General features: G+C 67.6%; 13 protein-coding genes. 3 read left to right on the plus strand and 10 right to left on the minus strand.

Annotated features, from left to right (window positions below; translation table 11 throughout):
• Positions 1–56: 56 nt before the first annotated feature.
• Together GNX71_RS07365 and GNX71_RS07370 are read right to left on the minus strand one after the other, a co-directional pair.
• Complete coding sequence (locus GNX71_RS07365) at positions 57–422, minus strand: glutaredoxin domain-containing protein (RefSeq protein WP_206177721.1); 366 nt, start codon at positions 420–422, stop codon at positions 57–59.
• An 80-nt stretch (positions 423–502) separates the two neighbouring features.
• The gene (locus GNX71_RS07370; protein WP_241027190.1) at positions 503–853 is read right to left on the minus strand and encodes an Atu4866 domain-containing protein; all 351 of its coding nucleotides are present in this window, start codon (positions 851–853) and stop codon (positions 503–505) included.
• Between the two features lie 228 nt (positions 854–1,081).
• On the opposite strand from GNX71_RS07370, the gene GNX71_RS07375 reads away from it, so the two are divergent.
• The gene (locus GNX71_RS07375) at positions 1,082–1,456 is read left to right on the plus strand and encodes a YbaN family protein (RefSeq protein WP_241027191.1); all 375 of its coding nucleotides are present in this window, start codon (positions 1,082–1,084) and stop codon (positions 1,454–1,456) included.
• A gap of 64 nt (positions 1,457–1,520) precedes the next feature.
• On the plus strand, positions 1,521–2,063 hold the full coding sequence (locus GNX71_RS07380) for a nucleoside 2-deoxyribosyltransferase (RefSeq protein WP_206177723.1): 543 nt from the start codon (positions 1,521–1,523) through the stop codon (positions 2,061–2,063).
• On the opposite strand, the gene GNX71_RS07385 is transcribed toward GNX71_RS07380, so the two are convergent.
• The 8 genes from GNX71_RS07385 to GNX71_RS07420 all read right to left on the minus strand — a co-directional run bounded on the left by GNX71_RS07385 (position 2,057) and on the right by GNX71_RS07420 (position 9,649).
• Complete coding sequence (locus GNX71_RS07385) at positions 2,057–2,647, minus strand: NAD(P)H-dependent oxidoreductase (protein ID WP_206177724.1); 591 nt, start codon at positions 2,645–2,647, stop codon at positions 2,057–2,059. The two genes, GNX71_RS07380 and GNX71_RS07385, sit on opposite strands and share 7 nt — an antisense overlap.
• Positions 2,648–2,666: 19 nt before the next feature.
• Complete coding sequence (locus GNX71_RS07390) at positions 2,667–3,002, minus strand: DUF1161 domain-containing protein (protein ID WP_206177725.1); 336 nt, start codon at positions 3,000–3,002, stop codon at positions 2,667–2,669.
• Between the two features lie 41 nt (positions 3,003–3,043).
• A complete protein-coding gene (locus tag GNX71_RS07395; protein ID WP_206177726.1) occupies positions 3,044–3,442 on the minus strand; it encodes a GNAT family N-acetyltransferase in 399 nt (132 codons plus the stop codon).
• A gap of 139 nt (positions 3,443–3,581) precedes the next feature.
• Positions 3,582–5,819, minus strand: a complete 2,238-nt coding sequence (locus GNX71_RS07400; RefSeq protein ID WP_206177727.1) for an NADP-dependent isocitrate dehydrogenase — start codon at positions 5,817–5,819, stop codon at positions 3,582–3,584.
• A gap of 135 nt (positions 5,820–5,954) precedes the next feature.
• Complete coding sequence (locus GNX71_RS07405) at positions 5,955–6,599, minus strand: ATP-binding cassette domain-containing protein (protein WP_206177728.1); 645 nt, start codon at positions 6,597–6,599, stop codon at positions 5,955–5,957.
• A 37-nt stretch (positions 6,600–6,636) separates the two neighbouring features.
• On the minus strand, positions 6,637–7,947 hold the full coding sequence (locus GNX71_RS07410) for an MFS transporter (protein ID WP_206177729.1): 1,311 nt from the start codon (positions 7,945–7,947) through the stop codon (positions 6,637–6,639).
• Positions 7,944–8,624, minus strand: coding sequence for a FadR/GntR family transcriptional regulator (locus GNX71_RS07415; protein WP_206177730.1), 681 nt, complete (start codon positions 8,622–8,624; stop codon positions 7,944–7,946). Before GNX71_RS07415 ends, GNX71_RS07410 begins: the two co-directional genes overlap by 4 nt.
• Before the next feature lie 104 nt (positions 8,625–8,728).
• Positions 8,729–9,649 carry a hypothetical protein gene (locus GNX71_RS07420; protein ID WP_206177731.1) on the minus strand — a complete coding sequence of 307 codons (921 nt, stop codon included), beginning with the start codon at positions 9,647–9,649 and terminating at the stop codon, positions 8,729–8,731.
• Between the two features lie 280 nt (positions 9,650–9,929).
• Between GNX71_RS07420 and GNX71_RS07425 the strand changes: the two genes are divergently transcribed.
• The gene (locus GNX71_RS07425) at positions 9,930–14,783 is read left to right on the plus strand and encodes a CapA family protein (protein ID WP_206177732.1); all 4,854 of its coding nucleotides are present in this window, start codon (positions 9,930–9,932) and stop codon (positions 14,781–14,783) included.
• Position 14,784 lies beyond the last annotated feature (1 nt).

Raw genomic sequence — 14,784 nt, forward strand, 5'->3', positions numbered from 1 at the left:
GGAATGCATCGCTCCTTCGGAACCACAGGAGCACTGCGGTGGCCGGCAGCAGAGGATCAGCTCAGAAGACTTTTCAGCTCGCCACCGTCGATGAGCTTCTGCAGATCCGCAGCACCTCCCACCAGCGTGCCCTTCACGAACACCATCGGAAACGTCGGCCACCCGGTCCACATCTTGAGCGCGTTGCGGTCGCGCCATTGGCTCAGGTAGTTGCCGTATTCGAGGTACTTGTACGGTTGCCTGATCGCATCGAGCGCTTGCCGAGCCTTCTTCGGATGCGGGTTGATGCCCATCCCCACCACAACCACATCGTTGGCCGCGACCGCGGCCATGACCTCGCGGACGATGGTCTGGCGGCTCTCGGCCACCTTGGTGCGGATGGCGGGGTGGATGCGGGCTTCTTCGAGAACGGGACGGGGCATTGGGACCTTTCGTTGGTTCACTTGACTGTAAGGGCCCCGTCCTCACGCTCCCTGACTCCGCGGAACGCGATGCGATGCCCTCAACGTCGCACCGCACCTTCGCGATAGAGCACCATGCCCGCGTGGTACAGCACGCCTTCGCGGAAGTCGCCATCGGCAGTGAAGCCGGTGTCGTCCACGTAGTCGATGTGGTCCCCGGTGAGCGTGTAGCGGCCCTGGTAGGCGCTCTCGCGCTTGCCGCGTGCTTCGTCGTAACGGCCACCGGGTAGTAACTCGTGGCGGATGTAGCCGTCCTTGGTGACCCACATGCCGACGTAGCGGTTCTGGTCGGTCGATGCGGTCGGGGAGGACTGCGCTTGGGCGGACGTGGACGCCATCGCGAAGGACAGCGAGAGGGCGGCGAGTGCGCCGCTGCGGGTGGCTGTGGTCATGGGGTGCGCCTTTCCTGTGAAGACGTTCATTGTGGAAATGGAGGGCGCCGGACGCTGCCACGTTGCTGCGAAGTTCTTGCCTGTTTCTCGCGATATCGGTTCGCTGGCGCGTCGGATGCAAGCTGGTGAAGAATGGGCTCTGGCGAAGGCTCCGGTCCGGTCTGCCGTCGCCACCGTCCGATCCCTTTCGAGAATGTTGCGTTGAACCCTGGTCCCAAGCCCCTGTCCATGCTTGCACGCGTGTTGCTGTACTGCTTCGCCGTGCTGTGCCTGATCCTCGGGCTCATCGGCGTCGTGCTGCCCGGCATGCCGACGACGGTGTTCATCCTGATGGCCGCATGGGCCGCCGCGCGCAGCTCGCCGCGCCTGCACGCGTGGCTGCGCAATCACCGCATCTTCGGCCCGCTGCTGCGCAACTGGGAGAACGGCCGTACCGTGAGCCGCCGCGCCAAATGGAGCGCGACCATCACGATGGCTGCCTGCGCCGTCATCCTGTCGTTCACGGCCCATCGCGTGTGGATGGCCGTGTTGGCCATCGGCTGCATGGCGGTGGTGCTGACGTGGCTCTGGTCGAGGCCTCTGCCGCCATCCCCGCCGCAGTGAATGGCGGCGATGCAGTGCTTCGTCGCATCTTGAGTTGAGCCCGGAAATCGACGAAGCTGTTGCCATGGACGAGCCCTCCGACACCCCGACGCGCCCCCGGATCTATCTCGCAGGCCCGGACGTCTTCCGTCCGGACGCCAGGGACCATTTCGTGCGGCTCAAGGTCGCGTGCGACGCATTGGGCCTGGCGGCACTGCTGCCTGCCGATGGCGAAGAAGAGCCTTCGCCCGACGCGCTGGAAAAGCGCATCTACGAAGCCAACATGCAACGCCTTCGCGGCGCCGACGGCGTGGTGGCGAACCTCTCGTCCTTCAGGGGCCTGGAGCCGGATTCGGGCACGGTGTTCGAGGTCGGCGCTGCGGTGGCGCTGGGGATTCCCGTCGTGGCTTATGGCGTGCCCGAAGGCAGCTATGCAGACCGTGCGCGTGCAGCGCTGCCATGCGCGCATGACGCTGGTGGTGTGCTGCGAGAGAGCGCCACCGGCATCGCGGTCGAAGACTTCGGCCAGCCGTTGAATCTGATGCTCGCGTGTTCGATCTGCATCGAACCCACGCCGGAAGCGGCGCTGCAGAAGATGGTCGAAGTGCTCGCTGCCTTGCGTCAGTAAGGCGGCGCCTTCCGTGCCTTTTGCGCACGCGCCGCTTCGGTCCACCAGGCCAGGTCATCGGCAAACCGGGGAAAGGCTCGCGCGAGCGATTCGCCCGCATTGCCGATGGGTTTCCCATCCGCATCCAGCGTCTGCGAAATCGGCCCCACCGCCAGCGTGCTCGACACCACCACCATCCCCATCTCCGACAGGATCGAATGCCAGACGGTCCCCGAGCGCACGCCCGAGAAGCGCCCCGCCGAATAGCTCGCGACGGCGGCGGGTCGCCAGAACCACTCCTCGAGAAAGTGGTCCGTCAGGTTCTTCAGCCCGGGCTGCGGCCCCCAGTTGTATTCGCCGGTCACGAAGATGAAGGCATCGGCTGTGCGGATCTTTTCCGCCAGCGCCTCCATCGCCGCAGGCGCCGTGCCCTTCGGATATTCCTTGTACATGCGGTCGAGCATCGGCAGGTCGACGGCCTTGGCGTCGATCAGCTCCGCATCGGCGCCCCGTGCGCGCAGGCCCGCCATGATGAAGTCCGCGAGCCGAACGCCCATGCGGTCGGAGCGGTATGAGCCATAGAACACCAGGATCTTGTCAGCCATCGTCGCTCCTCTCGGGTTGTCAGCGCTTGCAGTCGCCGCCGACGGACACCGTGCCGTCCTTGCATTCGGTCAGGATGTCGTCGTCTTCAGGCGAGCGGGCGGGCGCCGGAACCGCCGCAGGGGCCGATCCTCCGCCCTCGCGCTGGTAGACGATCTTCTTCGTGCCCAGTTCGCAACTGCCCACCACCTGTCCGGCCGCGGGCGCGTTGGCATCGACGACGAGCACCGCGAACCGCGTGACCCCCGCTGCGCCGATCTTCGCTTCGATCTGTGCGCGAAGGCCCTCGCAACTCTCGGCGGCGTGGGCTGCGCCGGCCGCTGCGATGCACGCGATGGAAATCAACCAGGGTTTCATGAGTGGCCTGCCTTTCGCAGCGTGGTTGACGGACAAGCAGTCTAGCCCCGTGTCGTGCGCGGCCGCTCCATCGCGAGCGTCGAGTTCACGAAGCCCAGCCTGGCGAAGAACGCCGGCGCGCCGTCCCTGCCGGCGCGCAAGACCCAGGTGATGTCCTCCCCGGCGCCCACGATGCGCTCGACGAGCGCACGGCCGATGCCGCGCCCGCGAAACGGCGCAGCGACGACCACCATCGACAGGTAGCCGTTCGAGAGGCCATCGGTGAGGGCGCGGGCGAATCCGGCGATTTCCCCATCGAGCATGGCGACCCACGCGTGCTGCGACGCGGCCACCAGCTTGGCGAGACAGGCCTCGTCCGGAATCCGGTGCGCCCATCCGTTGGCCGCGAGCAGGCGGTAGACGGCTTCGAGGTCCGAAGCGGTGATTTCGCGGATTTGCATTTCGTCTCCTCGGTCCGGGTTTCCGGGGCGCCAGCGATGAGCCCCACAAGCGACAACGGCCTGCCGCGTGTGCGGCAGGCCGTTATCGAGGCATGCATCCGGCTTCAGTGAAGCGAGGACGCGGCCCTCTATCTCGCCATCAGGCTTGCGCCGCCGCCAGCACCGAGTTCAGCGTTGCGCTCGGACGCATCACCGTCTCGAACTTTTCCTTGTCGGCCAGGTAGTAGCCGCCGATGTCCACCGGCTTGCCCTGCACGGCCGCGAGTTCGTCGACGATCTTCTTCTCGTTGGTGCTCAGCGTCTCGGCCAGCTTCTTGAACTTGGATTGCAGCGCCGTGTCGTCGGTCTGCGCGGCCAGTTCCTGCGCCCAGTACATGGCCAGGTAGAACTGGCTGCCGCGGTTGTCGAGCTGACCGGTCTTGGGCGACGGGTTCTTGTTGTTGTCCAGCAGCTTGCCGGTGGCGGCGTCGAGCGTCTTGGCCAGGATCTTGGCCTGCGCGTTGCCGGTCTTCAGGCCCAGGTCTTCCAGGCTCACGGCCAGCGCGAGGAATTCGCCGAGCGAATCCCAGCGCAGGTGGTTTTCTTCCACCAGTTGCTGCACGTGCTTGGGGGCTGAGCCGCCCGCGCCGGTCTCGTACAGGCCGCCGCCGGCCATCAGCGGCACGATCGACAGCATCTTGGCAGAGGTGCCCAGCTCCATGATGGGGAACAGGTCGGTGAGGTAGTCGCGCAGGATGTTGCCGGTGGCGCTGATGGTGTCCAGGCCGCGCACGACGCGTTCCAGCGTGTAGCGCATGGCGCGCACCTGGCTCATGATCTGGATGTCCAGGCCCGAGGTGTTGTGCTCGTGCAGGTACATCTTGACCTTGGTGATCAGCTGCGCCTCGTGCGGGCGGTAGGCGTCGAGCCAGAACACCACCGGCATGCCGGAGTTGCGCGCACGCGTGACGGCCAGCTTCACCCAGTCGCGGATCGCCGCGTCCTTGACCTGGCACATGCGCCAGATGTCGCCCTGTTCCACGTCTTCGCTCATCAGCACTTCGCCGGTGTCCAGGTCGGTGATGTTGGCGACGCCGTCTTCGGGGATCTCGAAGGTCTTGTCGTGCGAGCCGTACTCTTCGGCCTTCTGGGCCATGAGGCCGACGTTGGGCACGGTGCCCATGGTCTTGGGGTCGAAGGCGCCGTGCCACTTGCAGAAGTTGATGATCTCCTGGTAGATGCGGGCGAAGGTCGATTCGGGCATCACGGCCTTCACGTCCTTCAGGCGGCCGTCGGCGCCCCACATCTTGCCGCCGTTGCGGATCATCGCGGGCATGGAGGCGTCCACGATCACGTCGTTGGGCGAATGGAAATTGGTGATGCCCTTGGCCGAGTCGACCATGGCCAGTTCGGGGCGGTGCTCGTGGCAGGCGTGCAGGTCGCGCTTGATCTCGTCCTGCGTGCTTTGCGGCAGCGTGGCGATCTTGTTGTACAAATCGACCATGCCGTTGTTGACGTTGATGCCCAGCTCGTCGAACAGCTTGCCGTGTTTCTCGAAGGCTTCCTTGTAGAAGATCTTCACGCAGTGGCCGAACACGATGGGGTGCGAGACCTTCATCATCGTGGCCTTGACGTGCAGCGAGAACATCACGCCGGTCTTGTGCGCGTCCTCGATCTCCTTTTCATAGAAGGCCAGCAGCGCCTTCTTGCTCATGAACATGGAGTCGATGACCTCGCGGTCCAGCAGCGCCACCTTCTGCTTGAGCACGACGGTCTTGCCGCTCTTGGTGATCAGTTCCATCTTGACGTTGCGCGCGCGGTCCAGCGTCATGGACTTTTCGCCGTGATAGAAGTCGCCGCCGTGCATGTGCGAGACGTGCGAGCGCGAGGCCTGGCTCCAGTCGGCCATGCTGTGCGGGTTCTTGCGGGCGTATTCCTTCACCGCCTTGGGCGCACGGCGGTCCGAGTTGCCCTCGCGCAGCACCGGGTTCACCGCGCTGCCGGTGCACTTGTTGTAGCGCGCGCGGATGTCCTTGTCCTCGTCGGTGGTCGGGTTCTCGGGGTAGTCGGGGATCTTGTAGCCCTTGTCCTGCAGTTCCTTGATGGCCGACTTGAGCTGGGACACCGAGGCGCTGATGTTGGGCAGCTTGATGATGTTGGCTTCGGGCTTGAGCGTGAGCTTGCCCAGTTCGGCCAGGTTGTCGGGCACCTTCTGTGCGTCGCTCAGGAATTCGGGGAATTCGCCCAGGACGCGGGCGGCCACCGAGATGTCGCTCGTGGTGACGTCGATGCCGGCCGGGGCCGTGAAGGCGCGCACGATGGGCAGGAACGCGTAGGTCGCCAGGAGGGGCGCCTCGTCGGTGAGGGTGTAGACGATGGTGGGTTGCTTCGTGCTCATGCGCTTGCTTCCGTAAAGCTGAGGTTCGGGGTGGCTGGAACTCCCGGCAGGATCGGGCCGCCGGAATCCGCGATTGTCGCCGGGCGGCGACCCGCCCGGACAGCCGCTGGGGTTATCCCCCCGCGCGAGGCTCTGTCAATGCAGGGGGAGTTCAATGGTGGCGGCCAGCGGCACTTCGTCGATCCGCGCGGCGCTGGCGACGATGACGGCCCGCCCGGGTTGCCCCGCCAGTTCGGCAAGGGCGCCCCAGAGGCAGCGGATCGAGCCGGCGTCCAGCGACGCAGTCGGCTCGTCCAGCAGCACCAGCGGGCGCCCCGAGGCGAGCGCGGCCGCCAGCCAGACCTTGCGCCTGGAGCCCGTGGAGAGCATGTACATCGGCTTGTCGATGTGCGGAGGCAGGGAAAAGCCCTCGACCAGCGCCTGCCAGAGGTCTTCGTCGAAGTGCGCATCGCCCTCGCGCAGCGTGGCGGTGCAGGCCCGCGCGGTGACCTGGTCGAAGCGGTCCGTGGCCGGGTCGACGAAAAACACGTTGCGGCGGTAGGCCTCGGGTGCGGCATCGAGGCTCGCGCCCGCGACCGTCAGCCGGCCCTTTGCCGCGGGCAGCAAGCCCGCGATCACCTGGAGCAGCGCCGACTTGCCGGCGCCGGTGTCGCCGTACAGCAGCGTGACGCCAGGGCCGATGGAGGCGTTCCAGCCGGAGGCGATCGCCGGCTGGTCGGGGTAGGAGAAATCGATGTCCTGAAGACGGAGGACGGGGGAGTGCGAGGGGGTGGTGTTCACGAGGCGAGGTTGTACCTCATCGGGTGTCGGCACCTTCTCAGTGCTTCGGCACCGTCACCGCCCCCACATACAGCGTGCGCCCCGCGCCCAGCCCGGCGATCACCAGCGCAATGCCCAGCCCGACGAAGAGCCATGCCGAGGCGCGGAAGCTGCCCGTCCACCCGTGCAGCAACCCCGCCAGCAGCGGCCCGCAGGCGGCCACCATGTAGCCCACGCCCTGCGCCATGCCCGAGAGGTGCGCGGCCACGTGCGAATCGCGCGAGCGCAGCACGATCATCGTGAGGGCGAGCGCAAAGGTGCCGCCCTGCGCGATGCCCAGCATCACGGCCCAGAGCCACACCCCACCCAGCGGCGCGAACAGCATCGCCAGCATCGCGCACACCGTGAGCAGCGACAGCACCACGCCCAGCCCGCGCTGGTTGCGCAGCTTCACCGCCAGCGCCGGCACCACGAGGCAGGTCACCACCTGCGTCATGACCGACAGCGACACCACGTAGCCGGCTGTCTCGCCGCCGAGCCCGCGTTCGCGCAGGATCGGCGCGAGCCAGCCCATCACGATGTAGGCGAGGGCGGACTGCAGCCCCATGAAGAGCGTGACCTGCCACGCGAGCCGGTCGCGCCAGAGGCCCTGCACGGTGAAGCCCGACTCGCTCGCCACCGGCTTGAGCGGCAGCGCCTGCGGCGCCCAGATCAGCGTGACCAGCAAGGCCGGCACGGCCCACATGGCGAGCGCGTAGGTCCAGCCGCCGCCCAGCGCATGTTCGAGCGGCACGGTGAGACCCGCGGCGCTCGCTGCGCCGCCGCACACGGCCATCGTGTAGAGCCCCATCATCAGCGCCGCCTGCTTTGCGAAGTCGCGCTTCACCAGGCCCGACAGCAGCACGTTCGACACCGCGATGCCGCTGCCCGCGATGGCCGAGGCCACGAACAGCAGCGGGATGTTGCCCGTGCCGCGCAGCACCGTGCCCATCAGGATCAGCACCATGCAGCCCAGCAGCGTGCGCTCGGTGCCGAAGCGGCGGCCGAGCCACGGTGCGAGCGGCGCGAAGACGCCCAGGCACAGGATCGGCAGCGTGGTCAACAGGCTCGCGGCCGTGGCCGAGAGGCCGGTGGCCTGAATGATCTCGGGCAGCACGACCGAGAGGCTCGCGAACACCGGCCGCAGGTTGAAGGCGATCAGCACCACGCTCGCGCCCAGCAGGATGCGGCGGGCGAGGCTGGGTGTGGGCGTGGGGCGCGGCGGAGGCTGGCTGTCGACCTCGGCGTCGATCAGCAGCTCTTCGGTGGTGCTGGTGTGCGGGGGCTGGTTGCGGTGCACGGTGCCGGCTTGCAAAGGAATCGCGCTCATGCCGTCCTCAGCGCCAGCATGTCGAGCATCGGCGCCATGAAGTCGCGCACGGCGGTGGCGGCGCGCTCGGGGTCGCGGCTCGCGATGGCTTCGACGATGGCGCGGTGCGCGGCCTCGTCGGGCTCGGGCAGGCTGGTGCCCATGGTGCTCGCGATCGTTTCCTTGATGTAGCCGGTGATGAAGCGGCAGGTCTCGGCCAGCGCGAGGTTGCCAGAGATGTCGACGATGGCCAGGTGGAAGGCCAGGTCGCGTTCGATGAAGCCCGCACCGTCGTCGTCCGCATCGGGCACGCCGCGCTTGTCGAGCAGGGTGTGCAGGCGGCGCAGGTCGCGGGCGGTGTGGCGCACCGCGGCGAGCCGGGCGGCCTCGACCTCGAGCGCGCGGCGCACCTCGAACTGGTCGCGCAGGCTCGCCAGGCGCATCTTCTGCAGGCTGGCCGAGGGGTCGTAGCCCGAGCGCACATAGGTGCCCGAACCCTGCCGCACTTCGAGCAGCCCGCGCGAGACCAGCGTTTTCACCGCTTCGCGCACCGTGCCGCGGCTCACGCCCAGCAGTTGCGCGAGCTGCGGCTCGATGGGAATGCGCGCACCGATGGCCCAGCGGCCCGCGGAGATTTCGTTGCGGATGCTGTCGGCGGCGGTGTCCGCCAGGGAGGTTCGGGGGGCTTGGGCGAGCATGTCCAGCAATGCCTATTCATTGAATCATTGGATGAATTCTGGCACTCGCGAAAAGCCGCAGTCGGCTTCATGGGCTCTTTCGAGCTCCGGCCCCGCAACCCGGATCAGCGGTTCTCGAGGCTGGCGGGCTTCGTCCGCGGCGGCGCCTGCCGGGGGTCGTCCAGCTGCGCCATGAGCTCTGCGACCGCGCCCGCCACGCGGTCCTGCTGCTCGGACACGGCGTCCGCGTAGACATCGATCTGGCTGTCGATGTTCAGCTCGCGCCGGATCGCCACCATGATCGGCTGCATCTTCGTGTTGATGGCCTGCAGCCCCAGCATCAGGCTTTTGACGAACTCGCCGTGCAGCGCATGCCGCTCCACGTGCAGGGCCTGCCGCGTCTCGCTGTGGTCGCGCAGGAACTTGGTCTGGGTGTCGAGCGCAAGGTCGAGCGCCTTGCGTTTCGCCTCGTCGCTTTCGGCGTTGCCGGAGGGCACGAACTGGTCGATGGCCGAGAGCGCGCGCTTCTGCTCGGCCAGCGCGCCCTCGCAGAGGGTTGTGTAGAAGTCGATCTCGCTGAGCACCTGCTGGATCGGCTGGGCCGCGCCGATCAGCTTGAAATGCAGCGCGCTGAAGGTGCCGATGAGGTCGGACACCAGCGCGGAGGTCTTGCTTTCCGACACCATCTGCAGCTTGGCCGCCGCCGCGAAGAAGCCCTGCAGCGGCTGCGCTGCGTCGGCCTTGTTCAGGTCCGCAATCGGCAGCGAGCTCAGGTAGGAGCTGGCATGCACGAACTGGTCGATCGCGTGCAGGTACACGTCGCGGCGCAGGTCCGCCAGCCGCTGGGCCGCCTTCTCGTCCTTGTCGTGCCGCAGCTGGCGCATGAAGTGCCGCGCGTTGTCGCGGTTGGCCACCTTCACGCCCCACAGGGCGAGCGCCGCCGCGATCAGGGCGGCCCAGAAGACATCGGGCACTTTCCGCAGGATGCCGAAGATGACGCCCGCGAAGACGAGGAAGTCGCCCCAGAGCGCAGTCAGTGAATCCATAGGGAGGCCATGGGAGTGGGAGGCGGCGCCATCCTAAGGCACTCGCGAGGCGGTGAATAGGTAGCGTATTGCCGGTTGCGCCGCAAGATCGCTGCGCCGAGATTTCCGTTGACAGTGTGCAAAAAATCGATTCCAGTCGTCGCAGCCGCAGAGACGGCCCGAGGAAAACAGTCGGTTTTGGAGCTCGCTGGACACAGAGCCAGCGAGAGGATCTTTCAGAAGGAACGCGAGTGACCGCATGCAGTTGCCGGTGGCAAGTGCGGCTGCCGCATTGGATGCCATGCCCCCAGGTTTGAACATCGACACGCTCCTGGCGAGCGCCCGCAACGCCTTGTCGAAGGCGCTGAACGAGCCGCCGGGCAACGGGCCGCAGCAAGCGGAAGCCTCCCCCGAAGCAGGAAGCGTCATCTTCTTCGCGCTCGGCGATGGTGCGAGCCGCGCGACGGTGATCGCGGCGCGCGGCCGCAGCATCGACATCGCATGGCAAGAAGGCGCCGTTGCGCTCCGCGCACGCGTCGAGCGCGCGACGCTGCCGCCGAAGTGCCTGCGCGTGGAGATCGTCGACAAGGTGGAGCCGCTGACCTGGGACGCGCTCAAGGCACGCCTGGCGCAAACCAAGCGCAACTACTTCAACCTGGGCATCGCCTTCGACGCGCACTTCAAGCACGCGCTGCTCGCCCAGGAGATGCAGGGCGCGGCGGTCCTCTACAGCGGCGAGGTCGAGCACGCACTGCCCAACCTCGCCAACCTGCGCCTGTACGCCAAGCGCCGCTTCGGCACCGAGATCGACTTTCCCTCCGACGATGCCGCGCCCGTCTGGTGCTTCACCACCCGCGCGGTGTATGTCGATGCGAAGGGCGCATGGCCCCTCACCGCCGAAGGCCAGGCCGCGGGCTTTCGCCGGCTGGACCACTGGAACGCGCGGCAGGTGCGCGCCCTGATCGATTCGGCCAGCGACTACCTGGCCGAGCAGGTCAAGCCCACCGGCGAATTCCACTACGGCTGGTTCCCCTGCTTCGACCGCGTCATTCCCACCTACAACACCCTGCGCCACGCCAGCACCACCTACGCGATGCTCGAAGCCTGGGAGCTCACCCGCAGCGCCACGCAGAAGGCCGCCATCGACCGCTCGCTGGGCATCCTCACGCAGCGGCTGATCCGGCAAGTGCCACTGCCCGACGGCACGCAAGCCGCGCTGCTGGTGGACGTGGGCAACGAGGTCAAGCTCGGCGGCAACGCGGTCTGCCTGCTCGCGCTGGTCAAGTACACCGAGCTCACCGGCGACCGGCAGTACCTGACGCTGATGGAACAGTTGGCCCTCGGCATCCGCGCCATGCAGGACCCGGCGAGCGGGCGCTTCGTGCACGTGCTCAACTTCCCCAAGCTCGACATCAAGGATGCATTCCGGGTCATCTACTACGACGGCGAGGCCGCCTTCGGCCTGATGCGCCTGTACGGGCTCACGCGTGACGAGCGCTGGCTTGCGGTGGTGGAGAAAGCCTTCGACCATTTCATCGCCGCCAAGCACTGGCAGGCGCACGACCACTGGCTGAGCTACTGCGTCAACGAGCTCACCCGCTACCGGCCCGAGACGCGCTACTACCAGTTCGGCCTGCAGAACGTGGCCGGGTACCTGGACTTCGTGCTGGAGCGCATCACCACCTTCCCGACGCTGCTGGAGCTGATGATGGCGGCGCGCGAGATGGTGCTGCGCATCGAGGCCGACCCGGCGCTGCGGCCGCTGCTCGATGGCTTCGATCGCGAGAAGTTCGACCGTGCACTGGAGCACCGCGCGCGCTACCTGGCCAACGGCCACTTCTGGCCCGAGCTGGCGATGTTCTTCCGCAACCCGGATCGCGTGGCGGGCTCGTTCTTCATCAAGCACCACAGCTTCCGGGTGCGCATCGACGACGTGGAGCACTACCTCTCGGGTTATGTGGCGTACCTGAAGCTGCTGCAAGGGGATGCCACCGTCTCGCGCGCGGGCGACGCGGCCCCGCTTTTGCCGCCGGCCGATGGCCCCGTGGTGGCTTGGGGCGGCGACGTCAACCTCGGTCGCCGGCAGCACTACCGTACAGAGGAGCTGGGCCTGGCCTCGGTGCTCGGCGGCGTGCCCGTGCTGGCCGAGGCGGACCTGCGCATCGTCAATCTCGAATGCGTGGTCTCCACGCTCGGCGCGCAGGGCGTGGAGAAAGACGAGGCCACGCCTTACTACTACCGCGCGCGGCCCGAGATGCTGCGCGTCCTCACCGAAGCCCGCATCGAGGTGGTGGCTACCGCCAACAACCACAGCGGCGACTACGGCGTCGAGGCGCTCCTGGAGCAGGCGAGCCTCCTCGACGCCGCGGGCATCGGCCACGCCGGCACCGGCGCGACGCTCGAAGCGGCGCTCAAGCCGGTGCTGCGCCGCGTGGGTGCGCTCAACGTGGCGCTCTTCGCCATCGACGCGACCCAGCCTCGCTTTGCCGCTGGCGAGACCACCGGCGGCAGCGCGTACCTGCCGTTGTCCGCGCCGTCCGCATGGCTCGAATGCCTTGCGCCCCGCATCACCGCCGTGCGCGCGAAGGCGCACGTGGTGTTGGTGGCCGTGCATTGGGGAAAGAACCAGGAGCCCGCGCCCGGTGGCGAAGAGATTGCCGTAGGCCACGCCATCATCGAAGCCGGTGCCGACGCGGTGCTGGGAGCATCGGCCCACATGCTGCAGGGTGTCGAGATCCACAGGGGCCGGCCCATCGTTCACGATGCCGGCGACTTCCTGTTCGACGCCGTGCGGCGTGACGACGACGAAGGGGGCGTGTTCTCGCTGCAGCTTACCGAAGACGGTGTGCGGCGCGTGATGTTCACGCCCATCGGCACGGGCTTCGGCCAGACGGTGCAGTTGGAAGGCGAACGCGCTGCGGCCTCGACGGGCCGCTTCCTGCAGAAATGCGCGGACCTCGGCTCGACCTTCACGATGGCGCCGACAGGCCAGTGCGTGCTCGAGCTTCAGCCGCCGCCGCGGGCGCGCCAGGCGCTGCCGGCCTTGCCGCCCACGGCAATTCGACCGGAGGCGATCCGGCCGGTGTTCGCGCCGCGCAAAGAATGGCGGGTGGACGCCGTGCCGCCCGAAGCGAAGCTCGCCACGCCCCTGTCGTTCGGGCCGCTTCGCCTGCTCGGCGTGCAGGCCATGCCGAAGGCCGTCGAAGGGCGTCAACTGCTGTTCGTCGAAACCTTCTGGCAGGCCGACGAGCCTGTCGATGCCGACTGGCGCCTGGACATCCGCGCGGCGCCCGTCGCACCCGCCACCATGCCGTCGTGGGGCGCTGCCATGGACCACGACCCCTGCGACTGGATGTGGCCCACCAGCCGCTGGCAGCCCGGCGTGATCTACCGCGATCGCTATGGCCTGCGTCCGCCGGCGGGCAAGACGCTGCACGACGCACAGCTTCAGCTCGTGGTCGGCCTGGTCGGCGCCGCGGGGCGCTCCAGGCGCGTGGCGGTGGCCGCACCGATTCCTTTCGCCGTGCGCAAAGGCAAGGCCACGCAGCAGCCGGTGGCAACGTACCCACCGCCGCCGCAGTACCGCGCCACACCGCCACACGAGCTGCCGCCCGATCTGCCCGACGTGCCTGGGCAGACATGGAACGCCGCGCAGGTGGCCGCCGCGACGGGTGGAACCTGGCTGGTCGAGCCGCCGCCCGGATGGTTCGTGCGCTCGGTGGTGCGTGGCCGAACTTTCCTCGATTTGTTGCCTGCACCGGCACTGTTCGTTGTGTCCGATCAACCCATACGCGCACTGCACGAGCGCTATGCGGCGGCGCCGACCCGGCTCGACGCGGAAGTGGATGCGCGGCTCGTGCAAATCCAGCGACGCCTGGCTGGAGCGGTTCTGTGCAAGCCCGTGGAAGGGCTGGCCCCGGACTTCCCGGTGCTGATGGTCGACGATTCGATTCACGCCTTGATCGAACTGGGCGCCACGGCACGGAAGCGCTTGCGGGGGCGTGTGGTGGCGATCACCGGCAGCGCTGGCAAGACCTCCGTGTGCCGAATGCTGGCGCATGCGTTCGCCGCTTCACATCGCGTCTTTTCGACGCTGGACAACTACAACTCGCGCGTGGGCATGCTCGCCATGCTGGCGAATGTTTCGGCCGACACCGACCTCGTCGTGCTGGAGACCGCGGTGAGCGGCATCAACGCGCCGGACTTCCAGAACATCAAGCTGGTGCAGCCCGACCTGGCCATCGTCACCAACATCGCGCCGTCGCACCTGGGCGAGGGCCAGACGGTGCTCGACATCGCGCGGCGCAAGGCGAACATCTTCGAGGGCATGCGGCCCGGCGGCATCGCCTTGCTGTGCACCGACACCGATCATTTCGACTACCTGCTCCGGCGCGCGCAGGCGCGGCGGCTCGTGGTGCTCACTTATGGCGAGGCGGCTTCCGCGGACATTCGCCTCGAAGCGCACGACCCGGTGTCCGGCAAGGTCACGGCCAGCCATCGAGGCCAGACCTTCTCGTACGTGCTGGGCGCGAAGGGACGGCACATGGCCGTCAACAGCCTTGCATGCTTTGCGGTGGCTCGCGCCCTGACGCTCGACGAGGCGAAGGTTCCGGCGCAGCTCGCATCGTTCGCGGCGGTGGCCGGGCGCGGCCAGCTCCTGGAACTCTCGCTCGGGGGGCGGCGCTTCCGGCTCATCGACGAGACCTACAACGCGAACCCGCTGTCGATGACGATGGCCTTGGCGATGATGGCTTCGGAGCCCAGTGCCGAAGGCCGCAAGGTGCTCGTGCTCGGCGACATGCTGGAGCTGGGCAGCGATGCGGCCCGCTACCACGCAGAGCTCGTCGCGCACATCGTGCAGTGCCAGCCTACGCTGGTTTTCCTGCGGGGACCGCACATGCGTGGGCTGCGCGACCGGCTCGCGGCTGCCTTGCCGGCGACATCGCTCGTGCATGCGCCCGAAACCCTCGCCGATCTCCAGCGCGTGCTGTTCGATGCGATCGAGGAAGGCGATCTGCTGCTTCTCAAGGGCTCCAACGGCATGCAGCTCTGGCACCTCGTGCATGAGCTGGCCAGGTTGCAACAACCGGCGCCACCGGTGCCACCGGCTGTCGTGATCCGGCGCGTCGCACCGACGCCGCCGGCATGTGCCTGAG

The sequence above is a fragment of the Variovorax sp. RKNM96 genome, assembly GCF_017161115.1.
Classification (GTDB): Bacteria; Pseudomonadota; Gammaproteobacteria; order Burkholderiales; family Burkholderiaceae_C; genus Variovorax.